This window comes from Mucilaginibacter agri (genome assembly GCF_009928685.1).
Classification (GTDB): domain Bacteria; phylum Bacteroidota; class Bacteroidia; order Sphingobacteriales; family Sphingobacteriaceae; genus Mucilaginibacter; species Mucilaginibacter agri.
The window spans coordinates 514,903-537,261 of the sequence record NZ_WWEO01000041.1 but is presented as its reverse complement, the minus strand read 5'-3'; the positions used below and the strand labels follow the sequence as shown (position 1 = coordinate 537,261).

The 22,359-nt window shown below is 43.7% G+C and carries 25 protein-coding genes; 10 read left to right on the top strand and 15 right to left on the bottom strand.

All coding sequences use genetic code 11. The features are described from left to right. Positions 1 to 36: 36 nt before the first annotated feature. The 5 genes from GSY63_RS09720 to GSY63_RS09700 all read right to left on the bottom strand — a co-directional run bounded on the left by GSY63_RS09720 (position 37) and on the right by GSY63_RS09700 (position 3,202). Positions 37 to 447 carry a nuclear transport factor 2 family protein gene (locus tag GSY63_RS09720; protein ID WP_166585588.1) on the bottom strand — a complete coding sequence of 137 codons (411 nt, stop codon included), beginning with the start codon at positions 445 to 447 and terminating at the stop codon, positions 37 to 39. A 93-nt stretch (positions 448 to 540) separates the two neighbouring features. Continuing rightward, positions 541 to 1,644 carry a Gfo/Idh/MocA family protein gene (locus tag GSY63_RS09715; RefSeq protein WP_166585587.1) on the bottom strand — a complete coding sequence of 368 codons (1,104 nt, stop codon included), beginning with the start codon at positions 1,642 to 1,644 and terminating at the stop codon, positions 541 to 543. 77 nt (positions 1,645 to 1,721) lie between these two features. Continuing rightward, complete coding sequence (locus tag GSY63_RS09710) at positions 1,722 to 2,168, bottom strand: nuclear transport factor 2 family protein (RefSeq protein WP_166585586.1); 447 nt, start codon at positions 2,166 to 2,168, stop codon at positions 1,722 to 1,724. Between the two features lie 64 nt (positions 2,169 to 2,232). Further along, positions 2,233 to 2,700 carry a hypothetical protein gene (locus GSY63_RS09705; protein ID WP_166585585.1) on the bottom strand — a complete coding sequence of 156 codons (468 nt, stop codon included), beginning with the start codon at positions 2,698 to 2,700 and terminating at the stop codon, positions 2,233 to 2,235. A gap of 112 nt (positions 2,701 to 2,812) precedes the next feature. After that, entirely contained in the window at positions 2,813 to 3,202 is a 390-nt protein-coding gene (locus GSY63_RS09700) for a hypothetical protein (RefSeq protein ID WP_166585584.1), read from the bottom strand. Positions 3,203 to 3,461: 259 nt separating this feature from the next. Between GSY63_RS09700 and GSY63_RS09695 the strand changes: the two genes are divergently transcribed. The 3 genes from GSY63_RS09695 (at position 3,462) to GSY63_RS09685 (ending at position 5,418) form a co-directional block, all read left to right on the top strand. After that, the gene (locus GSY63_RS09695) at positions 3,462 to 4,055 is read left to right on the top strand and encodes a Crp/Fnr family transcriptional regulator (RefSeq protein ID WP_166585583.1); all 594 of its coding nucleotides are present in this window, start codon (positions 3,462 to 3,464) and stop codon (positions 4,053 to 4,055) included. A gap of 107 nt (positions 4,056 to 4,162) precedes the next feature. Further along, complete coding sequence (locus GSY63_RS09690) at positions 4,163 to 4,738, top strand: DUF308 domain-containing protein (protein ID WP_166585582.1); 576 nt, start codon at positions 4,163 to 4,165, stop codon at positions 4,736 to 4,738. 107 nt (positions 4,739 to 4,845) lie between these two features. Beyond that, entirely contained in the window at positions 4,846 to 5,418 is a 573-nt protein-coding gene (locus tag GSY63_RS09685) for a pentapeptide repeat-containing protein (protein WP_166585581.1), read from the top strand. Here GSY63_RS09685 and GSY63_RS09680 read toward each other — a convergent pair. After that, on the bottom strand, positions 5,415 to 6,284 hold the full coding sequence (locus GSY63_RS09680; RefSeq protein WP_166585580.1) for an alpha/beta fold hydrolase: 870 nt from the start codon (positions 6,282 to 6,284) through the stop codon (positions 5,415 to 5,417). The two genes, GSY63_RS09685 and GSY63_RS09680, sit on opposite strands and share 4 nt — an antisense overlap. 206 nt (positions 6,285 to 6,490) lie before the next feature. Between GSY63_RS09680 and GSY63_RS09675 the strand changes: the two genes are divergently transcribed. The 4 genes from GSY63_RS09675 to GSY63_RS09660 all read left to right on the top strand — a co-directional run bounded on the left by GSY63_RS09675 (position 6,491) and on the right by GSY63_RS09660 (position 9,794). Continuing rightward, positions 6,491 to 7,339, top strand: coding sequence for a methylated-DNA--[protein]-cysteine S-methyltransferase (locus tag GSY63_RS09675; protein WP_166585579.1), 849 nt, complete (start codon positions 6,491 to 6,493; stop codon positions 7,337 to 7,339). Positions 7,340 to 7,497: 158 nt separating this feature from the next. Then, the gene (locus GSY63_RS09670; protein WP_208094504.1) at positions 7,498 to 8,211 is read left to right on the top strand and encodes a 2OG-Fe(II) oxygenase; all 714 of its coding nucleotides are present in this window, start codon (positions 7,498 to 7,500) and stop codon (positions 8,209 to 8,211) included. After that, the gene (locus GSY63_RS09665) at positions 8,211 to 8,813 is read left to right on the top strand and encodes an alpha-ketoglutarate-dependent dioxygenase AlkB family protein (RefSeq protein WP_166585578.1); all 603 of its coding nucleotides are present in this window, start codon (positions 8,211 to 8,213) and stop codon (positions 8,811 to 8,813) included. Before GSY63_RS09670 ends, GSY63_RS09665 begins: the two co-directional genes overlap by 1 nt. A gap of 519 nt (positions 8,814 to 9,332) precedes the next feature. Continuing rightward, positions 9,333 to 9,794 carry a DUF4268 domain-containing protein gene (locus GSY63_RS09660; protein ID WP_166585577.1) on the top strand — a complete coding sequence of 154 codons (462 nt, stop codon included), beginning with the start codon at positions 9,333 to 9,335 and terminating at the stop codon, positions 9,792 to 9,794. Between the two features lie 2 nt (positions 9,795 to 9,796). Here the strand turns inward: GSY63_RS09660 and GSY63_RS09655 are convergent, their stop codons facing one another. The 7 genes from GSY63_RS09655 to GSY63_RS09625 form a co-directional block, all read right to left on the bottom strand. Beyond that, on the bottom strand, positions 9,797 to 11,023 hold the full coding sequence (locus tag GSY63_RS09655; RefSeq protein WP_166585576.1) for a multidrug effflux MFS transporter: 1,227 nt from the start codon (positions 11,021 to 11,023) through the stop codon (positions 9,797 to 9,799). Between the two features lie 114 nt (positions 11,024 to 11,137). Then, a complete protein-coding gene (locus GSY63_RS09650; RefSeq protein WP_166585575.1) occupies positions 11,138 to 11,455 on the bottom strand; it encodes a ferritin family protein in 318 nt (105 codons plus the stop codon). 59 nt (positions 11,456 to 11,514) lie between these two features. Continuing rightward, a complete protein-coding gene (locus GSY63_RS09645) occupies positions 11,515 to 12,213 on the bottom strand; it encodes an aspartate/glutamate racemase family protein (RefSeq protein WP_166585574.1) in 699 nt (232 codons plus the stop codon). A gap of 10 nt (positions 12,214 to 12,223) precedes the next feature. Next, positions 12,224 to 13,180, bottom strand: coding sequence for an ROK family protein (locus tag GSY63_RS09640; protein WP_166585573.1), 957 nt, complete (start codon positions 13,178 to 13,180; stop codon positions 12,224 to 12,226). Between the two features lie 218 nt (positions 13,181 to 13,398). Next, positions 13,399 to 14,949 (bottom strand): Rne/Rng family ribonuclease, encoded by a 1,551-nt coding sequence (locus GSY63_RS09635; protein WP_166585572.1) that lies wholly within the window; start codon positions 14,947 to 14,949, stop codon positions 13,399 to 13,401. A 222-nt stretch (positions 14,950 to 15,171) separates the two neighbouring features. Further along, on the bottom strand, positions 15,172 to 16,032 hold the full coding sequence (locus GSY63_RS09630; RefSeq protein ID WP_166585571.1) for a tetratricopeptide repeat protein: 861 nt from the start codon (positions 16,030 to 16,032) through the stop codon (positions 15,172 to 15,174). A 15-nt stretch (positions 16,033 to 16,047) separates the two neighbouring features. Next, the gene (locus GSY63_RS09625) at positions 16,048 to 16,347 is read right to left on the bottom strand and encodes an HU family DNA-binding protein (protein WP_166585570.1); all 300 of its coding nucleotides are present in this window, start codon (positions 16,345 to 16,347) and stop codon (positions 16,048 to 16,050) included. Between the two features lie 162 nt (positions 16,348 to 16,509). On the opposite strand from GSY63_RS09625, the gene mutY reads away from it, so the two are divergent. The 3 genes from mutY to GSY63_RS09610 all read left to right on the top strand — a co-directional run bounded on the left by mutY (position 16,510) and on the right by GSY63_RS09610 (position 19,604). Next, on the top strand, positions 16,510 to 17,553 hold the full coding sequence (gene mutY, locus GSY63_RS09620) for an A/G-specific adenine glycosylase (RefSeq protein ID WP_166585569.1): 1,044 nt from the start codon (positions 16,510 to 16,512) through the stop codon (positions 17,551 to 17,553). A gap of 32 nt (positions 17,554 to 17,585) precedes the next feature. After that, complete coding sequence (locus GSY63_RS09615) at positions 17,586 to 18,005, top strand: single-stranded DNA-binding protein (protein ID WP_243749195.1); 420 nt, start codon at positions 17,586 to 17,588, stop codon at positions 18,003 to 18,005. A gap of 96 nt (positions 18,006 to 18,101) precedes the next feature. Further along, positions 18,102 to 19,604: a serine hydrolase gene (locus GSY63_RS09610; RefSeq protein WP_166585568.1), complete on the top strand. Its 1,503-nt coding sequence runs from the start codon at positions 18,102 to 18,104 to the stop codon at positions 19,602 to 19,604. Positions 19,605 to 19,627: 23 nt separating this feature from the next. On the opposite strand, the gene GSY63_RS09605 is transcribed toward GSY63_RS09610, so the two are convergent. Next, positions 19,628 to 20,107 (bottom strand): hypothetical protein, encoded by a 480-nt coding sequence (locus GSY63_RS09605; RefSeq protein WP_166585567.1) that lies wholly within the window; start codon positions 20,105 to 20,107, stop codon positions 19,628 to 19,630. Positions 20,108 to 20,205: 98 nt separating this feature from the next. After that, positions 20,206 to 22,332 (bottom strand): S9 family peptidase, encoded by a 2,127-nt coding sequence (locus tag GSY63_RS09600; protein ID WP_243749194.1) that lies wholly within the window; start codon positions 22,330 to 22,332, stop codon positions 20,206 to 20,208. Positions 22,333 to 22,359: the final 27 nt, after the last annotated feature.

Below are 22,359 nucleotides of genomic sequence, written 5' to 3'. Positions count from 1 at the left end.
ATGACAATTTAGCTTTAGGTTGGTGTTGTCACCAACCTATAATCTCCTATCGGCTTCTTTAATGGGCACATCATTAATACTTGCATAACGCTTTTGCATCAGGCCGTTCTTGTCAAACTCCCAATTCTCATTACCATAAGCCCGGAACCATTGCCCCTCGGCGTTATGAAACTCATATTCGAAACGCACGGCAATGCGGTTATCGGTAAAAGCCCATAGTTCTTTTTTGAGCTTGTATTTGTGCTCGCGCTGCCATTTGCCGGTTAAAAATTGCACCACTTCCTCTCGGCCGTTAATAAACTGTGAGCGGTTACGCCACTCGGTATCTACAGTATAGGCTAAAGAAACCCGTGCAGGATCTTTACTGTTCCAGGCATCTTCAGCCATTTGCACTTTTTGTTTGGCCGTTTCGAGATTGAAGGGTGGCAGTGGGAATTTCTGTTCCATCTTAAAATCAATTTTGATGAAAGCAAAATTACCGTATAGTATACCACAATTACTGGTTGTAATTGTGGTATTTGTGGTACTGTTTACTGTTTATCAACCTATCTTCTCCCATTTGCCTGTGACAAGGCTTCGATATATAGCATCAACCACGCGCATATCTTTCAGGCCTTCTTCGCCGGGCACGCGGGTTGGTTTGCCGGTAGCCACACAGTTGGCAAAATCGTCCATCTGCGCTGCCTGCTGCACAATCTGCGGAAAATCGATCGGTCCTTTTGATGTTTTGCCCAATATCGGTCCGTAGCCATAGGCTGGGTCAAGCTCAAAGCTGCCACGTTCGGCCTGCGCCTTAAGATAGCCCCAGTTATTATTGTAGCTCGATTTACCTTTGGTATGTAAACCGTTTGGGAATTTTAACTCCCAAAACACCGTTTCGTCAACTTCTTTAAAAAAATCGGGGCGGTTTTTTTCCTGGGTTGCTTTTACGGCAACGGGTTCCATGCCTGTGGTATAGCGCGCGCCTTGTATAGCGTAAATGCCCATGTCCATTAAACCGCCGCCACCAGCCATTGCTTTCTTTAACCGCCAGGCGTTGGGGTCGCCGTTATAAACGAAGCCGTTGCCGTTGTCCATCCCGGTAATTTTACCGAACACTTGTTTCTGTCCGAGGCGCATTACCTCCATGGTATGCGGCTCAAAATGCAAGCGGTAACCGATAGACAGCATTCTTTTAGCCTTCTTGCAAGCAGCAATCATGTCCTGGCAATCATGAGCGTTAAGGGCCATGGGTTTTTCGCAAATTACATGCTTACCGGCCTTTGCCGCTCTGATGGTGTACTCCTTGTGCAGAAACACGGGCAGCACCACATACACAATGTCAATGTCGGGGTTGTGGGCAATGGTGTCGAAATTCTGATAATTGTAAATATTCTTTTGAGGAATATTGTACTTCTTGGCCCAGTCGACAGCCTTTTGCGGGGTGCCGGTTACAATGCCTGCCAGATAGCAGTTGTTCGTTTTCTGCAAAGCTGGGGCAAGCTGCCCGCCGGCGTAGCCGCCCAGACCCACCAACGCAATACCCAGTTTCTTTTTAGATGGCCCGGCAAAGGCTTCGAGCGTAGAGCTGAGGGTTAGCGCGCCTATACCAATTGCTCCGGCGCGTATAAAGCCGCGCCGCGATAATGTAGAAAGTGATTCCATAAGAAGATGATTGTTTGCTGATTTAACAGCAAAAACCGTGCTTAGGAATTTGATATAAGTTTTTGGATAACAAACTGTTACTCAGCGCTAGACATGCTATTGTCGTAGTAAGTTGCGTCGCTTATAATCAGCCCGCTTTTAAAAGTAAGTATGGTGCAGATTGGTAAGGTCCACTTTTGGCCTTTTGCCGAGCCACTCGATACAAACTCCACGAATACCTTATCGCCGCTTGCGGTTACAGATTTAAGCTCATCATGAATATCGGGGAACATTTGCTGCATCTGCCTGTACTTAGCGGCAGTTTCTTTACGGGTTTTGGCAACATATTGCTGGCCGAAGGATGGATCTAAAAATCGCGCGGTATCAACATAATAGCCAGCCATTTTATCCCAGCTGTGTTGGTTAAACGCGTCAAACATGCCTCTGGCAGCTTGCTCGTTGCGGGCGTTGGTTTCGGTTCTGGTGTCGTGTTGCTCACATGCGGCAAGCATTAGCGAAACAATTATTAATGAAGCATATTTCATAATAATAATTTAGGTTACCTAATTTAATAAATCACTTATTAACAGGCAAATAAGATGCCGAAAACTAGGGAGTATAACTACCGTCGCCCCGAAGCAATTCATCAAACCGATAAGCGTTACTGCTTACAATATGATACAACAACAGTACAGATACACATGCAAAAGGCACGGCCGTAACCAAGCCGGTAAGCGATTCATTATCGTTCTTAGCGTTTGCTGTTAAATAAGCAAGGCCAGCATACATGAGCAAAAGCCCTATGAAAGTTAAAGTCCCCTGAGTTAGCCCGCGCTTTTTGAAGAAACCAAGCACCAAAAACACTTGTCCAACTAACGAAAATAAAGCAGCAGTGGGTAGTAGTTGTGTATAGCTATCGGTAAGCGCGAAGTATAAACCGCTCTTCAATATCAAAGGCAGTAAAATGGCCTCTACAATAACCATAAAGCCAGTGCCATTACCGAGGCCCACCAGTATGAGCATGTTGGTTAATAACGCCCAGATAATTAATTGTTTAATATTCTTGTTGACAGGCATAGCAATGGGCGGTTGGTTGATACACAAAAATAGAGTAAAAAACCACTTAATTAGCGCCTAGACCGACATTTATAAACTTGAATACCGTTCTTTTCGTCGTTGCTTTTGCGTTTTATGTTCCGCTAATTTTGCTTTTCAGCCTGCGGACGTTGGCATCGAGCAAGCTGATATTAAAATCGGCATTGCGGTCTAATGGATATTGTTTTAGCTGGCCAATTCCCTTCTCAATGTCTTTTATCTTTCGTTCGATGTATTTCATTGCTCCTGCTTTTGCCATTTCCATAGCCTTTGCTTTACAGGTGTATCCATAGTACATCTCATTGTCGGGCGGCAAACTATAGTAAGATGGAATAGAGCATAAAACGTCAAGAAGCGGGCCTGCCCATCTTTTTGTAGGGGTAGCGTAGATTTTTAGCGGACGAAGGTCGTTAGTGGAGACCTCTATTACTTTAGTGCTATTTTTATACACACGATAATATCGGGTGAAATTATTTCTCTTCATGATAAGGTTGAATGATTATCGGAACGCGCTTAAATATCTCCGTCAGAAAACGGAATGTTTAGGCCAATAGCAAAAAGGGGAATTAAATATACTTTTATTATTTGATAATCAACTAGTTTTAATATTTTTTTATGGGCGCAAAAAATTATCCATTGAAGATCGACAAAAGACACTAACGCCCCCCGCTTTATTAGACATAGTGTTAACTATTATACCGGTAATTTGTGCATTGCAGGTGCGTTGTAATATCTTTACGATTATGAAAAAGCAGGAAGTACTGAATGATGTATTGAAGAACTTTGCCGCATTAACCGAAAACGATATTGTAGCCAGTTTGCACTTCTGGAAACTGCGCAAAATTGCCAAAGGCGATTTCTTTAATATGCAAAGCTTTGTATGCACAGACCTGGCGTTGATCGTTAAAGGAATTTTCAGGGTATACTATGTACACCCTAAAACCCAGGAAGAGAAAAACATGTACTTCTTTTCAGAGAATCAGTTCCTGGTATCGTTTCGTAGTTTTATTACGCAGTACCCCTGTTACTACTTTATAGAGGCGCTGGAAGATTCCGAAATTCTATCTATCTCTTATACCGATCTGCAATACCTGTATACCACGTCATCCGGTTGGGAAAAATTCGGCAGGTTGCTGGCTGAGCTGTTTTTTAATTATTCGCAATCGCGCACCGAAGAGTTTCTGTTTAATACCCCCGAAGAGCGATACCTGAAAATGATAAATGAGCACCCTAACATTATTAACAGGGTTGCTGCTTACCAGATTTCGTCTTATCTGGGTATCAAAAATCCATCGTTAACACGCATTAAAAAACGGCTGCAACAAAAAACAGCGTAAATAGGATTACCGGCTGACAAATGGCCCTTTAATTTTAACCTAAGTTAAAATTTCGGTTTGCAATGGTTTGCAACTTTGCTTTATCAAATCACATAAATCAAAGCAAAATGTTAACCACTAAAGAAACCACCAGCCCACAAATTACAACAGCACGCGCATTGCGTTCGCTGTATATTACACGTACCATATTTTCTGTAACCTGGCTTTTACTCGTAATAGCCTTTGTTAAAACTTCGCCGCTTATTGCTACTGTCCTGTTAATAATTTATCCGGCCTGGGATGTTATAGGAACCTATTTTGACATTAAGGCAAATAAGAATAACGGACCGGTAACCACCCAGTATGTGAATGCTGTAATAAGTATTATCACAACCGTAGCGGTAGCAATTGCCGTTAGTAACAGCGTTGCAGACGCATTGGTTGTGTTTGGTGCGTGGGCAATACTCACAGGCGCTATACAATTAGTGCTCGGCTTACGCCGCAGGAAATTGCTGGGCGGCCAGTGGCCTATGATCATAAGCGGCGGGCAATCAGTAATTGCCGGTGTATCGTTTATTGCCATGGCACATTCGCCCAATATGGGTATTATCAACCTGGCCGGATATGCCGGTTTCGGCGCTTTTTATTATCTATTGGCGGTTATCAGTCTAAGTAAAAGCTTGCGTAAATCAGCCGTTAATTAATTCCCTTTTGTGCCTGCCTGCTAACGTGGGCAGGCATAAATTTAATTGCCGCTTAGCGTTACACCAAATAGGCTATAATGTTATTTTTGCCGCTAAAGAGGGCATAAATGGAACAATTAACGCACGACGATAAGGTTTTTGAAGATATTACTTACGCCGATAAAACGATTAAAGGCCGAGAGTTTCAAAGCTGCACGTTTAAAAAGTGCGACTTCTCTAACAGTAATTTTCTGCATAATAAATTTCTGGATTGCGTGTTCGAGGGCTGTAATCTTTCGATGATGAAACTTGGCGGCTCATCCCTTAGCAATGCTGAGTTTAAGAACTGCAAAATACTGGGCGTAAACTTCAGCGAGTGCCAGGACTTTTTGTTCAGCGTAAGTTTTAAAGATTGCATCCTGGACTACGCCTCTTTTATGGGTAAAAAAATGGTGAAAACCAGCTTTGTAAACAGCTCTTTAAAAGAGGTAAGTTTTAGCCGGGCGATACTCACAGGTTCTGTTTTTGATCAAACCAATCTGGAGAATGCCGTCTTCAATGGCACCGATCTTAGTTCGGTAAATTTTACCACCGCATACAATTACACGCTAGATCCCGAACTGAACACGCTTAAAAAAGCCATATTCGCAACCCAGGGCATACATGGCTTGCTGGTTAAATACAATATCAAGATTGTTTAACTGCCCACATGCATGCTGTTAATTGCCTGTGCCAACGCGCGGTTAAACTCTGCAGGAGCCTCTAACATAGGGTAGTGCCCTGTGCCCTTAATAGTAAACAGCCGGAAGGGGATTTGCTTTTTCTGCATACCTGCAACTGCCGTAGGAGATGGGTCGCTGTTGATGAGATATAGTTTCTTACCCGCTTTCTTAATCTCGGTAGCATCATCCAAATCGCTGCGTTGCATACAAGCTGCAGCAATGGAGCTATCGCAGGTTAGCGCGCCATTAATTACACGCTTTTTGATGCTATCCGGCGTAGACTTCGAGAATAATTGTTCGTTAATATATTCGGTAGCAATGGCCGTAAAGTGGTGCTTTAAGCTATCTATGGCCTTATCGTAAGCTTCATTTGCCTGTGCGGTAGGTGGTGGCGCTATGCCTACGTACTTAAAATTATCAACACCAACCAGGGCTATTACGCGCTTAGGATCATTAGCTGCTGCCTGCACTACGATGTCTCCGGCCATAGAGTGGCCAATCAATACCACGTTTTTAAGATCAAGCTCGGTCATCACTGCATTTACATCTTTGCCGAAAGCCTGCGGACTCCAATCTGTCCGGTTTTTACCCGATTGGCCAAAGCCTGGCAAATCAATAGCAACAACCCTGTAGTTTTTGCTGAAGTAATCGGTTTGGTTATGCCAGTAGCCTTTATTTATACACCAGCCATGTACAAACAGCAGGGTAGTATCGCCCTTGCCAGTGTCGATATAGGCAATGTTTACGCCGTTGTTAGCAATTTTAGGTTTAACGGCCGTATGGTGGCTACTGCATGCAAAAAGCGCCATACAACAGGTGAATAAAATGCAAAATATCTTATTCATAATGAGTAGTTTAAGGTTTAATGCAACTTAGCCAAATAGGTAACGGGATACAAATAATAAGGCGTTATTTAACCTTATTTAACAATTGCCCAGCTAACCGCCAAGTTGGTGTTATAACCGATTTTCGCTACCTTCAACAAAGCAAGAATCGGGTTTTATGCCATCCATTTGCCGGGTACTTTTGTATCATTAAACGTTAACAAATTATGGAAACGCAGCAAGAACTTGATTATAACCGCATAGCCGAAGCCATTGAATTTTTCAGGCTCAACTATAAACGCCAGCCCACTTTAGAGGAGGCCGCCGAACACGTTCATCTCAGTCCGTTCCACTTTCAGCGCATGTTTAAAGACTGGGCGGGCGTAACTCCCAAGCAGTTTTTGCAATACATAAGCGTAGAACATGCCAAGGGTATTTTGAAAGATAAACAGGCATCACTTTTTGAAACTGCTTATGAAACCGGCCTATCGGGCACAGGCCGCCTACACGATCTGTTTATGAAAATAGAAGGTATGACACCGGGCGAATACAAGAACGGCGGCGAACAATTGAACATCAACTACAGTTTTGCCGAAAGCCCGTTCGGTACCCTGCTGGTGGCCTCAACAGACAAAGGCATCTGTTATATGGCTTTTGCCGATGGGAGCTATCCTGAAGCTTTTGCCCAATTACAAAACAGATTCCCAAATGCCACGTATCACCAGGTATTAGACCAGATACAACAAAACGCCATCTTTATTTTTACGCAGGATTGGAGCAAGCTGAACGAAATAAAACTGCACCTCAAAGGCACACCATTCCAGATAAAAGTATGGGAAACCTTACTTAAAGTACCTATCGGCGGCTTAACCACTTATGGTAACATAGCCGGCGAATTGCAGAATCCTAACGCTTACCGCGCTGTGGGTTCGGCCGTGGGCGATAACCCGGTTGCTTTCCTGATCCCCTGCCACCGGGTAATTAAATCAACGGGCGAGATTGGCCAATACCATTGGGGCAACGGCCGTAAGAATGCTATGATAGGCTGGGAAGCAGCCAGGGCACTGACGATGTAAATGGTTGGTGAGAATCAAACAGAAAAAAGCCAAAATTCAATTGTCATTCAGAGCGGCAAAGGGAAAGTGCGATTCCCTCCCTTGGGAGGGAATTGAAATCTCTCGAATACCTATCATCGTATCCTGCCAACCACAGGCAAATCAAAAAAACTTACCACATGAACAACATAATCCAAAGGTTACAGGAAAAAGACTGGGCCGATGCAAGCAGTAGCCTCAATAATAAAGGCTACGCCATACTAAAAGATATACTTACCCCAACCGAGTGTGAAGACCTGATTGCAGGCTACAACGCACCTGATAACTACCGTAAAACCGTTGTTATGGAACGTTACCGCTTCGGCATAGGCGAGTACAAATATTTTAATTACCCGCTGCCCGACCTGATAACCCAGATCCGCGAAACCGTTTACCCGCACCTGGCCAAGGTAGCCAACCTTTGGATGCAGGTGCTAAATATTGACAAAACGTTTCCGCTGCAACATCACGAGCTAAAAGCACAATGCCACGAAGCCGGACAAACCAAACCCACTGTTTTGATATTAAAATATCATGAGGGAGGGTTTAATACCTTGCACCAGGACCTGTATGGCGATATCTACTTCCCCATGCAGCTAGTCCTTTTTTTAAACGAACCCGGTGGCGACTACACCGGCGGCGAATTTGTACTGACAGAGCAGATACCGAGGGCTCAATCTAAAGCTATTGTGCTAAAACCAAAGCGCGGCGACATATTGATATTTACTACTAACTTTCGCCCGGTTAAAGGCAGTAAGGGTTACTATCGCGTAAATATGAAACACGGTGTAAGCGAGCTTCATACCGGCGAACGCCATACCTTAGGAATTATTTTTCACGATGCGTTAAGCTGATGGACCTCTTTAATACCGCAACTAATAACAATTTATTGCCCTATGATGGCGAGGTAAATTACTATGGGCGCATTATGCCTCCTGCCGAGGCAAGCCGTTATTTGCAGATATTGCTTGACACCATTGCCTGGAAAAACGATGAGGCTATTATTTTCGGAAAGCATTTTATTACCAAACGTAAAGCGGCCTGGTATGGTAATGCCAACTATGCCTACACTTACTCTAACACTACCAAGCAAGCACTTCTTTGGACTAAAGAACTTTTAGAACTAAAGATAATGGTTGAGCGGCTTACCGGCACAGTATTTAACTCCTGCCTGCTAAATCTATATCACAACGGCGACGAGGGTATGAGTTGGCACAGCGACGATGAAAGCTCTTTAGGACGCAATACCACAATTGCCTCATTAAGCTTCGGAGCCGAGCGAAAATTTATGCTAAAACATAAAGTCAGCAAACAGCCTGTAGAGGTAATGTTAGCCAACGGGAGCTTGTTGGTTATGAAAGGCAGCACCCAAACTAATTGGCTACACGCCTTGCCCAAGACTAAAAAGGTGAGTACGCCAAGGGTGAATTTGACGTTTAGAACGATGATTGTGTGAAGAGAGCCAAGAATCGGGAATCAAGAATCGAGATAAGGCAACAATTACAGAACAAACCCCTAATTAAAGTCTGTGATAACTTGGGGGCACTAAAATTCCCCTCTCGAGAGGGGAAGCGAGGGTATTGCAATTTGCAGTAGCATTCATGGGGTGTGTCCTATTCGGCATTACGATATTTGACGCAAGGCTGATGTCGCCACCAACCTTCCCATCCATAGCATTCTCTTCCAAACATCCGCTGGCGAGACATTGACAGCGAAAAAGACTTAAAAGTCATACAAAGTGGTGCATTTTTATTTTAGGGGACGCCAAAGAAAATCGTAAAAATTTATAAATCAACAACATAAAAACAAAAATGACTTTTAAGTAGGAACACAGTGGTGCATGTGGAACTTTGCACCATGCACCACTGTGCGGCGTAAAATAGCGCCTTAAACCTCAGCCTAAAGTTGGTGTTATCTCCCACCTTAAAAACCTCGAAATAATTACGGATTTTTGCAGCCAGGAACAAGGCTATACATGTATTCTAAAGATCAGGCATCGCAACTTAAACAGGCTTTCTGGACTGCTTTCGGGCAATATATTTCGCCCCAGCTTTCGGCCGAAGGTATGAGGGTTAACTGGATAAATTATAAAACCGGAATCAAGAACCTGTACTTTCGTATGCATGCCGATAAGCGTTCGGCCAGCATTGGTATCGAGATCACACACCCCGATGCCGGTATCCAGGAACTGTTCTTCGAGCAATTTCTGGAACTCAAAAATATCCTTCACAGTTACCTTGGCGAAGAATGGGAATGGCAATTACACACCACCGATGAGTATGGCAAAACTATCAGCCGTATCTCCAAAGATGTCGGTCCCGTAAACGTGTTCGAAAATAACGACTGGCCTAAACTGATCTCGTTTTTTAAACCCCGCATCATCGCGCTCGACGAGTTTTGGAGCGACGCCAAATACAGTTTCGACGCGCTAAAGTAGCCTTAGTGCGCTGCCATCATTTCGGACGCATCGGGCACAAAATGATGCTTAATATTCCTGCGGCCAATGAATAAAACCAGTGCTGCAATTATAGATGTGATGCCCATAATGGCGGCCATGGGCAAAGCAGAATAGCTGTTAAACATACTTACCCCTGCTGAAGCCAAAGCCCCTATACCCAACTGTAAAGCCCCCATCAAAGCCGAAGCCGTACCCGCATTTTGCGAAAATGGTGCGATAGATAAAGCTGCCGCATTAGGGTTGGTAAGCCCAACGCAGCACAGAAATAAAAATATCATCACTATGGTGCCATACATACCGAAAAAGCCACTTTCGGCCCCTGCACAAAACACAAGGGAGATAATCACCTGCGCAACAATGGCAACCGGCACCACCTGCTCGCTTTTAAAGCGCTTTAACAGCACGTTGTTCACTTGCCCTGCGCCGATCAATCCTACCGATAATATGGCGAATATCCAACCGTAAGTTGTGCCACTAACCTTAAATACATCCATAAACACCAATGGCGATCCCGACACATAGGCAAACAAACCTGAAAAGGCAAAGGCCCCCGATATGGCATAAGTATAAAATTGTGGCTCTGCAATTACGGATAAAAAACTTTGGATGATAGGCTTGGGTTTTAAGGAAAAATCTGGGTTGGGTTTATAACTTTCGGGTAAACTGAATATCACCGCTATCAACATTAGCGCAGCTATAGCGGCCAGGGTAATAAATACCCACTGCCAGCCAAACGCCGCAGTTACGTATCCACCAATTGTTGGCGCCAGCATAGGCGAAGCACTGATCACCAGCATCAACAAGGCAAATACTTTAGCGTTGTCCTTAGCCGGAAACAAGTCGCGCACCATAGCCACCGAGGCAACTGCTGCTGCACAACTGCCTATAGCCTGTACAAACCGCAAAATGATAAGCGCCTCGATGCTCTTAACCAGCAAACAACAAACCGATGCTATGATGTATAAGGTGAGGCCGATATATAATGGCTTTTTACGGCCAAAGCGATCGAGCAACGGGCCATAAAGTAACTGCCCGGCCGAGATACCTACAAAAAAACTGGCTAATGATAGTGATACCTGTGCCGTAGTGGTATGCAGATATTTTGCAATAGCCGGGAAACCCGGCAGGTACATATCTATAGAAAACGGCCCCAGCGTGGCTAATGAGCCCAGTATGAGAATCAGAAAAAAGTAGCGTTGCCTGGTCATGTATAAGTGCAATCAAATGGAGTGCAAAGATGTGCTTTTAGGTTGAGCCTTAGGTTAGCCTAAAAAATTATTACAAAACTCACACCATACGTAATCAGGCAATGCTGCCTAGCTCTATTCTTCAGCCGCTTCTTCGCCTTTAGTGCCCAACTCTACAATGTCGCCTTTTTTAAATAAGATGGCTTTAAGGGTAGTGCGCCAGACATCTTTTTTGCGAAGCAGGAACTCGAGGTCCATGCCAAAGTGTTTAAACTCTTCCTGCTGGGCGTTTTGCATAATGGCTTTGGCGTCTTTATCTTTTTCTACGGCAATGCGTTGCTCGTACCAGCTAATGGCTTCGGCCTCTTCGCAAAGTGAGGTGATCATACGGGCAAAGGTGCGGGTCTCTGCCGATAGTTCTTCTGGTGGTTCGTGGTACTGGTCAAATGACATATCTTCTTTATTTTAATTTGATAAAGAAGATATGCTATGTTTTTGTTTTGGGCTGAAACTTAAGCCTCCGAAACAGCTTGTTGCAAAGCTGCCTCAGCATGCAAAATAGCTGTATCGAATACCGGAACGCTACAATCTTTTTGGCCGATCAATAACGGAATCTCTGTACATCCTAAAATGACGCCCTCTGCACCACGAGCAACCAGCTCATCGATAATCTGTAGATATTGTTTCTTAGACTCCTCCTTACACACACCCCGCACCAATTCATCTACAATAATCTGATGAACAATAGCTTGTTGGCTTTCATCGGGCACAAGCGGATTAAGCCCATTCGCTAACAATTCGTTTTTATAAAAGCTTTCAGCCATGGTGAAACGTGTTCCCAGAAGCCCAATAGTTTTGATTCCCGACTTCTTTATCTCTTCAATAGTCGGTTGCATAATATGAATCAGTGCTAAATTAGTTCTACTTTGAACCCCGTTGAAAACCTTGTGCATGGTATTAGTGGCTATAAGCCCCAAATCAGCTCCGGAATTCTTAAGCAAATCTGCAATGCGTACCATATCATCTTCTATCTTATCCCAGCGGTTCTCATCCCGCCAGGTGTGGTAGTCTTCCAGATTCACGCTGTAGACCAGTATTTCGGGGTATGAGTAATCGCCAAACAGCTCCACATATTTGCGAGTGATATACAGGTAATATGATACGGTTGATTCGGGGCTTAGGCCGCCGATAATTCCAATTTTTTTGTGCACGTGTTTATAATTATCCCCAAACCAAACTGCTGGCCCCTAATATAGCGGCGTCTGCAAAGCGCAGTTCGCTAAACAATAGTTGGACTTGCCCCTTAAACGTTATCAGTAAATGCTCTTCCATTGCCTTTTTAGTCGGAGCCATCAGCAAATCGCCAGCTTGTATTACACCGCCAAAAAGTATAATAGCTTCGGGCGACGAAAACATTACAAAGTTAGATAGAGCTTCCCCCAAAATTTGCCCCGTAAATTCATAAACCTTTTTGGCCAGTGCATCGCCTTTGGTAGCACATTCGTAAACCACTTTTGAGGTAATGTCCTTGTCGTCGTAATTTTTAAGCAGGGTATCTTCTTTCGAATCCTTTTTCATTTCTACCGCCGTAATGGCTATACCGGTAGCGGAACAATAAGATTCAAGCGTGCCTTTTAACCCGGTAGACCAATGAAGACGGCCACCCGGACGGATTATCGTATGCCCGAGCTCGCCTGCATTACCTTTATCGCCGTACAATAGGCCGCCGTTAACCACAATACCGCTGCCGACGCCAGTGCCAAGGGTTATCATAATAAAATCTTTCATGCCCTTGGCTGCGCCGAAGTTAAGTTCGCCAAGTGCCGCCGCCTTGGCGTCATTATTTAAAACGCAAGGAAGCTTAAATTTCTCACCAACCAACTTGGCAATAGGTACTATACCTTTCCAGTGCAGATTGGTTGCATTTTCGATACAGCCGGTAAAATGATTGCCATTGGGTGCACCAATGCCGATACCTTTAATGTTGCAATCCTTGTTGTATTTATCCAATATAGACTTCAAGTGATCGTACAAGCCGTCGACAAAGGATTCGATGGTTGGGAATTCGGCGGTCTTCATTTCACCTTCTTCCAAAATATCTCCCCGGTGATTTACAATACCATATTTAGTATTTGTACCACCCACATCAATCCCTATTGCTAAGCTTGTATTTTTCATATTCTAATATCAATCAAATAATGGATACAAAACAAATTTTCCAGGCTTTGGATTGCGCATTACAGATAAAGATTTAACTAAACAGGATTTAATTACACCCTGGTGAAGTAATATAATTGAATAATACCACGAAAATCGAATATATACAAAACAAAAGAGGCCGATATCACTATCAGCCTCTTTCTATTATCTCATCGGCAAATGCCAGAATCAACAAATTATAACTTAATTTCTTCGTCTTTCGTGTTGAAGAAATGGAACTCCGTGATCTGGTAGGCGGGATTACTCTTCACCTTTATCCACTGGCCATATTTAAAATACCATTTAATCTGGCGGGTAAAAATTCCTTTTTTAATGTATGCCTCAATGTAAGGGTGCACACATAATGTAATGCTTTTCTCGTTTTGCTCAACCAGTATGTAATTGAAATTAGTTTCAATATCATCCAGCAGCAAAATACTTGGCCTGATTACGCCTGTGCCATGGCATGCCGGACAAACTTCGCTGGTTACAATGTTCATCTCCGGGCGAACGCGTTGCCTGGTGATCTGTACCAACCCAAATTTACTTGGCGGCAAAATAGTGTGCTTTGCACGGTCGTGCGCCATTTCGTTGCGCAGGTAGTCGAACAAATCTTTACGATTTGTTGGCTTGTGCATGTCAATAAAGTCAATCACCACAATACCGCCCATATCGCGCAGCCTAAGCTGGCGGGCAATTTCGCGTGCGGCTTCTTTATTAACCTGGAAAGCGTTTTCCTCCTGGTTTTCTTTATTGGCTGTACGGTTACCGCTGTTTACGTCGATAACGTGCAATGCTTCGGTGTGCTCAATAACTAAATAAGCACCACCAGCCAGGTTTACAGTTTTACCAAAGGCAGATTTAATCTGTTTCTCAACACCATAGTGTTCAAAAATGGGTTCCTTGTGCTTGTGTAACCTAACAATGTTCTCCAGATCGGGTGAGATGTCGCGCACATAAGAGCGCACTTCCTCGTATATCGAACTATCGTTTACATAAATATGCTGAAAATCGGGATTTAAAATATCCCTCAATAGCGTTGATGTACGATCGATCTCGCCTAAGATCTTCTTAGAAGGTTCCGTTGCCGGCAGCCTTGTAATAAAAGTTTCCCACTTCGATACTAAATCGAGCAGGTCCTTTTGCAATTCTACTACGCCTTTATCTTCAGAAACTGTACGGATAATTACGCCAAAATTCTTTGGCTTAATACTTTCTACAATTTTGCGCAACCGCGTACGCTCAGTATTGCTTTTTATCTTTTTAGAGATAGAAATAGCCTCTGAGAAGGGCACCAACACCACATACCGGCCAGCTATAGACAGGTCGGAACTGAGGCGGGGGCCTTTGGTTGAAATTGGCTCCTTAGCGATCTGTACCGGTATAAGCTGATTTTTAGTAACCACTTCGGATATTTTACCCGATTTGCTGATGTCGGCTTCGGCTTTAAAATTATCAAGCAATTTAGCCTGATAACTACCTCCGCGTACCTGCTTGGTTAGTTTTAATAAGCTTTGTACCTGTGGGCCCAGATCAAGGTAATGCAAAAAAGCATCCTTCTCGTAGCCTACATCCACAAAGGCAGCATTAAGCCCCGGCATAATCTTTTTGATCCGCCCGAGATATATATCACCAACAGTATAATTATTGCTGGCTTGCTCTTTATGAAGTTCTACGAGTTGTTTATCCTGTAATAAGGCAATAGTAGCCCCGTTTGGGGATGAATCGATAATTAATTCTTTTACCAACTGCTACTCCATTTCTTATATTGCGGCGTGGCCGCAAAAAGGTAAAACAAAAACAAAAAAAATTTACCTGCCTCTCTTGTAAAGAAGCAGGTAAGCAAGCTAAAATAGCTTATTTCTTTTTATGTCTGTTTTTTCTTAAACGTTTTTTACGTTTGTGGGTAGCCATTTTATGGCGCTTACGTTTTTTACCGCTTGGCATAGTCTAATTTTTTTTATTGTTAATTAATCTTTTAATTCTTTGATAAACTGATCAATGCGCTGGTTAAAGGCCGGATCGCCGGTCATTTCCTTGCATTTTTCATAAGCTTCTACAGCTTCCTTTTTCATACCTAGCTGCTTATAGCTTTCTGCCAGGTAGAAATAAGGCTCAATATCAGGTTTCCCTTGCGCAATTACCGATTTAAACCTTTGCACCGCCTTATCATACTGTCCAGATTTAATTGCAAACTGGCCCAGGTTCATATTAGCGTTACGGTTAGTTGGGTCTTGCTTTACCGCATCCAGCAATAAACCTATACCCTGCATAGGGCTTGGTGCACCGCCGTTTACATAGGCAACGCCTAAGCCGACTTCTGCATCAAGGTTTGCTGGTTTTAATTTGCGGGCATGCTCAAATGCTTCTACAGCGTTAGCTACATAAGCAGGTTGCACGGCAGTATCCTGCGTAAATTTATAAGCTTCGTTAAAACGGTTACCGGCATTAAGCCACTGATCAAAATCATTGCTCTTGCGGGCAAGATCCAGATAGTAGAAGCCTGCAGGTGCAAACTGATTAACATCATCCCATTGTTTGGCAAGTTGTTTTTTAACGGCCAGTTTCGCTTCGCCTTCGGGGGCTTTGCTCAACTGATCTTCCAGTGTTGCAATTTTTGCGGCCAAAGCCGGACCAATTGCAGCTTTTGCACTTGCTGATACCATCTCAACACTAACCTGGGCTACAGGGCGGCTGCCCTTATCGGCCATTACCCCATTAGCGTGCCCCGATTCGTCTTTTGGTTTCACCAACCCTTTAACCGGTAAAGAATACAAATAGCCCACAACCACAATAACTGCGAGGATGATAACTATTTGCTTCTTATTCATCTTAATTGCTATAAATTATTTGCTTGATTTGGTTTTGTTACCAGTCTTAACTTTCTCAACAAAAGTTTTTGCTGGTTTAAAACTTGGAACAAAGTGCTCTGGTATAATGATGGCAGTATTTTTTGAAATATTACGGGCTGTTTTTTTCGCTCTTTTCTTAACTACAAAACTACCGAAACCTCTCACGTATACATTTTCGCCACCTACCATAGAGGTTTTTACTACTTTAAAAAATGCCTCAACAGTTTCTTGAACGTCCATTTTCTCGATACCTGTTTTAGATGAGATCTCAGCTATAATCTCTGCCTTGGTCATACCTTATTTTTCTTTAATTATATGATAACTACTTAACTGTTTTGGGGTTGCAAAAGTATGGCTTTATCTGGAAACATCGAAATAAAACGGTGTATTTTTTTTGTTATGCCTTAAAATGGCTGGATAATGCCATTCGGCTGACAATAACTACTTTTGTTTACAATGAGTTTTTCTAATGAAATTACCAGCTGGTACAACAGCAACAAACGCGATTTACCGTGGCGTAACACCACTGATTCTTACACTATTTGGCTCTCCGAGATCATCCTACAGCAAACCCGGGTGGAGCAGGGAATGCCCTATTTTTATCGCTTTTTAGAGCGCTACCCAACCGTTGCCGATTTTGCCGCTGCTACTGAGGATGATATCCTGAAATTATGGCAAGGGCTGGGTTATTATTCGCGCGGCCGCAACATGTTAGCCACCGCGAGGCTTGTAAATGAGCATTATAAGGGAAGGTTTCCAACGCAATATAACGAGCTAATTAAACTCAAAGGAGTTGGCGAATACACAGCTGCGGCTATCGCCTCATTTTCCGCCAACGAAGCCAAGGCTGTTGTTGATGGTAATGTGTACAGAGTACTCGCCCGCTACTTCGGCATTAGTGAACCGATTAATTCGCCCGCCGGCAAAAAGCTTTTTCAGCAAACAGCAAACGATGTGTTAAACATGGAGCATCCGGGTTTACACAACCAAGCTATGATGGAGTTAGGGGCCTTGGTATGCAAGCCCAAAAACCCAGCATGTGGCATTTGCCCTATAAAAACAGATTGCTATGCCTTTTTAAACAATGCAACAACGCAACTACCGCAAAAACTTAAAACAGTTAAGGTTCGCGAACGTTACTTTCATTATTTTTTGGTTACCAACGGCAGTGAGATTTTGATGAACAAGCGGGGACCAAAAGACATATGGGCTAATATGTACGATATGCCGATGATTGAAACATCTGAGAATATGAACGCGTATGAAGTATTAAACCTTGCCGAATCGATTGAATATTTCGGCCATACTCCTCAGGTTTCAGAAGTTTCTGGTCCGCACAAACATGTACTTACGCACCAGCGATTAAATATTAATTTTATAATTTTAAACAGCAGGGAGATTAAATTAAAACAAGAATGGTTTTACGCAAACGAAGAAAAATTAAAAAATCTTGCCATGCCACAAATCATTTTTCTATTTTTAACTAATTTTTTAAATTAGAAAACAATCTCTCCCTCTTGTAATAAACCATTATGTCAGGAATTAACAAAGTAATACTCGTAGGCCATTTAGGTAAAGACCCCGAAATACGTCACCTGGAAGGCGGAGTAGCTGTGGCAAGTTTTCCATTAGCCACCTCAGAGACCTTTAGCAAAGATGGGAAGAAGCTTGAACAAACCGAATGGCACAATATTGTTATGTGGCGCGGCCTCGCCGATGTTGCAGCCAAGTATTTGCAAAAAGGAAAATTGGTTTACATTGAAGGCAAGTTAAGAACCCGCTCTTTTGAAGACAAAGAAGGTATTAAAAAATACACCACCGAAGTTGTTGCCGAAAACTTTACCATGCTTGGCCGCAAAAGTGATTTTGAAGGCGAAGGGGTAAAGCAATTTAAACCCAGCGAAATGGGCACCGGCTTTAGCGCCGACGGGGAAGATGATCTCCCATTTTAAGCAATCACAAACAATCGCATAACGCCCTGATAATCATCGGGGCTTTTTTATTTTACGGGCTTTTTGGTTTATCTTAACAAAACAAATTAGCCTAGAATGAAATATCACTTTACTTATCTCCTTTTCTCTTTTCTTTTTCCCGTTTTTGGAATGGCGCAGTCGGCCAAACAGATTGCCGCTTTCGACCAATATGTACAAAAAGGTGTTACCGATTGGGAAGTGCCCGGCCTGGCCATTATTGTGGTAAAAGACAATAAGGTTGTGTTTAAGAAAGGCTATGGCGTATTAGAGAAAGGGAAAGCCGGTATGGTTGATACGCAAACGATGTTCGGTATAGCATCTACCACAAAAGCTATGACTGCTGCCTGCGCGGGCATTTTGGTTGACGAAGGAAAACTACATTGGGAGGATAAGGTAACTGACTATTTGCCCGACTTTCAGCTGTATGACCCTTATGCAACCCGGGAGCTCACCGTGCGCGATTTATTTTTGCACGATAGCGGCGTGGGCAACACCGACTATTTATGGGGCATGATGGACATTAAATCGGACGAAATGCTTCGCAAGCTGAGGCTAGTTAAGCCTCAGTATAGCTTCCGTTCGGGTTTTGTTTATCAAAACATGTTTTACCTGGCAGCAGGAAAAGTAATAGAAAAAGCAAGCGGCATGCCTTGGGAAACCTTTATTAAAACCCAAATTTTCGAGCCGCTTCATATGACCCGCACCGTAGCCTCAATTAAAGACACTAAAGGGTTGGATAATTTAACATCGGCCCATATGAAGATAGACAGTGTGATTAAAAAGGTACCGCTGGATGCAACCGATCAGATAGGCCCTGCCGGAGGTGTATGGTCGTGCGTGGATGATATGGGCAGGTGGTTACAATGCATGCTGGATAGTACAAAGTACGGCGACAATAAACGCCTATTAAAAGCGGATACCTGGGCTTATTTGTTAGCACCGCACACATTAGTAACTGAAGAAGAATTTTATCCTACAGCCCAGCTAACCCACCCGCATTGGGAAACTTATGGCATGGGCTGGTTTCAGCAGGATTATAAAGGGCAGATGGTTAACTTCCATACCGGTAGTTTAAGCGGACTTATTGCCATTAACGGCATGCTGGTTGATAAAAAAATGGGGGTGTACCTATTAGCCAACCTCGACCATGCCGAGTTACGTCACGCCCTGATGTTCAGGGCCTTCGACACCTTTGCACTCGGTGGTGAAACCGATTGGAGCGCCGACTTTTTAAAGCTCTACAAGGGAATACAAGAAAAGCAAGACAAAGTAGAAAAAGAGACAATTGCCAAGCGCGTGATGGGAACCAAGCCTTCACTGCCCCTAAGTGATTATGCCAGTAAATACACCGACCCGCTATATGGCGAAGTAAATGTTAAGGTTGATAAAGACTCGCTGGTGGTAGATATTAATCACATACTCACGGCTACTGTAACCCACTGGCACTACGATACTTTTGTTGGTAATTACAGCAACATAGCGTATGGCAAAGGAGGAGTAAGCTTTACTTTAGACCCAATAAGCGGGAACGTAAGTACTATCAATATTGACGGGTTTACCCTGAACAAAGTTAACTGATAAAAAACAGGGCAACGGCGTTATTATTGCCTTCTGTACCATTGCAAACCTATGCAGCTGGCATTTGGGGGGCAATTGATAGTTAAGGCTAACGAGTCTTTTTTTGCATTGAAAGCATATGTATATGTGTTTGCAGCACCTTGTCCGCTTAGTGCCACCAATTGATCTTCGGGAACGGGAGTAGTGCCATTATCCTTAATAGCATAGTTAGTTACATTACTAAATGCTAACTGATTAGTTGTGAGCGTATAGCTGCCGGTGCTTTTGTAAAAATAACCCAATAATTTATCGCTAACCGGATCGAATGCACTCTGTTTTATTTCAAATTTGCCGTCGCTATTAAATGTATACGTTGTAGCCCGGGCTGTTGCATTTGGATAAATTTGCTTATTGGCCCAGGTGCCTTCAATGCCCCCATTATTGGATTTAGACGAATCCTTTTTACACCCTGCTACAAAAGCAAACAGTACTACTGCTAAAATTAAAGCTGCGATCGGTTTCATAATTGCTGGTTTTTAATCAATACGCAGCAGCTCAACAAATTGTAACAGGCAAGAAATAAAAAATCCCTCCGGTATGCCGAAGGGATTTTTTATTTCGCTTATCTGCCTCCCGGAGGACAATGTTCTTTCAAGTACTGTGTAAACAGTGTGCGTAAATGTTCCGTTGTACCTTCCCCCTCGCTTATGGCGTGAGTGCGGTTAGGGTACGACATTAGCTGAAACTGCTTGTTATACTTTACCAGTTGGTTAATCAGTTGCTCGGCGTTATCGTAGTGTACGTTATCGTCGCCCGTGCCATGAATATACAGCAGGTTACCTCTTAGGTTTTTAGCATAAGTAATAGGCGAACCTTTGACAAATGGCGCGCGGCCGTCGGCATCGGTTGGTACGCCCATATAGCGCTCCTGGTAAATATTATCGTAGGTAAGCTGGTTGCCAACTGCTGCTATGGCGATACCTGTTTTGTAGATCTCCGGGTATTGGAACATCAGGTTCAATGTTGATGAACCACCACCACTCCAGCCCCAAACGGCTATGCGGCTACTGTCAACGTATTTCCATTTCAGGATTTCTTTAGCAGCCATGGCCTGGTCGCGAATGTTAAGCGTACCGATGTTTTTGTAGATAGACCTGCGCCACTCACGGCCGCGCGGGGCCGGTGCGCCACGGTTGTCAACTGAAATGTAGATATACCCATCATCGGCCATGCTGCCTTTGTACAAGCCGTTACGCGATGCACCAAACCGATCTGTCACGGTTTGCGAAGCAGGTTCGCCATAAACCATAAATACAACAGGATATTTCTTTTCAGGATCGAAATTGGTTGGTTTAACCATCCAACCATCAATGTCGATGCCATCAACAGTTTTCACCCTGAAAAACTCTGCTTTATTTTTTGCAGCCGCCGGATCAACCTTAATTAAGCTGCCGCTGATGTGTTGGTGCTGCGGTATATTAATGACTTCCGACACCGGACGGGTATAAATATTTGAGAAGTTATGCAAAGCCAGTTTGCCATTAGGCGACATTTCATAGCCATGCGTACCTGGTTGATCTACCGGGGTAATCCGATCAGGCACGGTGCTGCTGCCATCTAATTTAACGCGGTACAAGTAGCGCTGCATCGGGTTTTCGGGGGACGCTATGAAGTAAATAAAACCGTTGGCTTCGTCTATCAGGCTTACGCTTATGGCGTCGTAATCGCCTTTGGTTAATAGTTTCTCTTGCCCATCGCGGTCTATTTTGTAAAGGTGTTTCCAGCCGTCTTTTTCGCTGGCCCAGATAAAGGATTTGTAGTTGTTAACCCAATCCCAACCAATCGGCTCTTCCTTTACTTCAACCCAAGCTTTGTCCTTGTCGGTGCTGATTAACCGAGCTATGCCGTTGGATACATTGCAAATAAAAATCTTACTTTCATTTTGCGGACGGCTTAATTGCTGCAAGATCAACTCGTTTGAGTTGCCAGCCCATTCCATTCTTGGGATGTAATGCTGTATGGCATCGCCCGGCACTTTCATCCAATTGGTTTTGCCGGTGGCAATGTTTACCACACCTACTTTACAAGCACTGGGGTCGGTACCCGAAACCGGATATTCAACCGGCACAACATGTGAGTAAACTGAGTCAGTTGTATTCAACATTAGGTAATTACGGATCTTTCGGGCATCAATTTGCCAATAAGCAACAGAACGGCTGTCAGGCGACCAACGGAAACCATCGCGACAATCCAGCTCTTCTTCATAAGCCCAGTCGAACGTACCGTTAATGAGGCGTGTAGTGCCGTCAGTAGTTAATTGCTTGGTGGCGCCGGTAGCAATATCTTCTACAAAGAGGTTATGCTCGCTTACGTAGGCTACCTTATTGCCATCGGGCGATATTTTGGCAAACATTAAAGATGATACCGGTCTGGCTGCGCCAATTTGTTTCAGCTTGTTGGTCGTAAGGTCGTACAACCAGTAATCGCCACGTGTATCGCGTCGCCAAACCTTTTTAGTGTTGTTGTTGATCAGGATCTTTTTTCCATCGGCAGAAACTTCAAACCTGCGGATCTTCAGCGTATCATTATTCTTGAGGGCGAGCTTGCTCCGGCTTAGCAATACGGTTGCTTTGGCATCGTCGCGGGCATCATCAATCATAATGTTGCCGTTCTTCAGGTCGTAATAGTGGTAGCCATCTTTAGTCCATTGGGTGTCGCTTTGGGCATTAGCGGTGTTTCCAACTGCCATTACAAACGCTAGGGCAATTGCGGGGGT

What these genes read in the sequence shown, in the direction of transcription:
- GSY63_RS09685 (WP_166585581.1), top strand. Translation starts at nt 4,846, where the DNA reads ATGGAACAATTAACGCACGACGATAAGGTTTTTGAAGATATTACTTAC.
- GSY63_RS09610 (WP_166585568.1), top strand. Translation starts at nt 18,102, where the DNA reads ATGAAATATCACTTTACTTATCTCCTTTTCTCTTTTCTTTTTCCCGTT.
- GSY63_RS09675 (WP_166585579.1), top strand. Translation starts at nt 6,491, where the DNA reads ATGGAAACGCAGCAAGAACTTGATTATAACCGCATAGCCGAAGCCATT.
- GSY63_RS09705 (WP_166585585.1), bottom strand. Translation starts at nt 2,700, where the DNA reads ATGCCTGTCAACAAGAATATTAAACAATTAATTATCTGGGCGTTATTA.
- GSY63_RS09630 (WP_166585571.1), bottom strand. Translation starts at nt 16,032, where the DNA reads ATGAATAAGAAGCAAATAGTTATCATCCTCGCAGTTATTGTGGTTGTG.
- GSY63_RS09600 (WP_243749194.1), bottom strand. Translation starts at nt 22,332, where the DNA reads ATGGCAGTTGGAAACACCGCTAATGCCCAAAGCGACACCCAATGGACT.
- GSY63_RS09680 (WP_166585580.1), bottom strand. Translation starts at nt 6,284, where the DNA reads ATGAATAAGATATTTTGCATTTTATTCACCTGTTGTATGGCGCTTTTT.
- GSY63_RS09715 (WP_166585587.1), bottom strand. Translation starts at nt 1,644, where the DNA reads ATGGAATCACTTTCTACATTATCGCGGCGCGGCTTTATACGCGCCGGA.
- GSY63_RS09720 (WP_166585588.1), bottom strand. Translation starts at nt 447, where the DNA reads ATGGAACAGAAATTCCCACTGCCACCCTTCAATCTCGAAACGGCCAAA.
- GSY63_RS09660 (WP_166585577.1), top strand. Translation starts at nt 9,333, where the DNA reads ATGTATTCTAAAGATCAGGCATCGCAACTTAAACAGGCTTTCTGGACT.
- GSY63_RS09700 (WP_166585584.1), bottom strand. Translation starts at nt 3,202, where the DNA reads ATGAAGAGAAATAATTTCACCCGATATTATCGTGTGTATAAAAATAGC.
- GSY63_RS09670 (WP_208094504.1), top strand. Translation starts at nt 7,498, where the DNA reads ATGAACAACATAATCCAAAGGTTACAGGAAAAAGACTGGGCCGATGCA.
- GSY63_RS09650 (WP_166585575.1), bottom strand. Translation starts at nt 11,455, where the DNA reads ATGTCATTTGACCAGTACCACGAACCACCAGAAGAACTATCGGCAGAG.
- GSY63_RS09710 (WP_166585586.1), bottom strand. Translation starts at nt 2,168, where the DNA reads ATGAAATATGCTTCATTAATAATTGTTTCGCTAATGCTTGCCGCATGT.
- GSY63_RS09615 (WP_243749195.1), top strand. Translation starts at nt 17,586, where the DNA reads ATGTCAGGAATTAACAAAGTAATACTCGTAGGCCATTTAGGTAAAGAC.
- GSY63_RS09625 (WP_166585570.1), bottom strand. Translation starts at nt 16,347, where the DNA reads ATGACCAAGGCAGAGATTATAGCTGAGATCTCATCTAAAACAGGTATC.
- mutY (WP_166585569.1), top strand. Translation starts at nt 16,510, where the DNA reads ATGAGTTTTTCTAATGAAATTACCAGCTGGTACAACAGCAACAAACGC.
- GSY63_RS09640 (WP_166585573.1), bottom strand. Translation starts at nt 13,180, where the DNA reads ATGAAAAATACAAGCTTAGCAATAGGGATTGATGTGGGTGGTACAAAT.
- GSY63_RS09690 (WP_166585582.1), top strand. Translation starts at nt 4,163, where the DNA reads ATGTTAACCACTAAAGAAACCACCAGCCCACAAATTACAACAGCACGC.
- GSY63_RS09665 (WP_166585578.1), top strand. Translation starts at nt 8,211, where the DNA reads ATGGACCTCTTTAATACCGCAACTAATAACAATTTATTGCCCTATGAT.
- GSY63_RS09655 (WP_166585576.1), bottom strand. Translation starts at nt 11,023, where the DNA reads ATGACCAGGCAACGCTACTTTTTTCTGATTCTCATACTGGGCTCATTA.
- GSY63_RS09695 (WP_166585583.1), top strand. Translation starts at nt 3,462, where the DNA reads ATGAAAAAGCAGGAAGTACTGAATGATGTATTGAAGAACTTTGCCGCA.
- GSY63_RS09605 (WP_166585567.1), bottom strand. Translation starts at nt 20,107, where the DNA reads ATGAAACCGATCGCAGCTTTAATTTTAGCAGTAGTACTGTTTGCTTTT.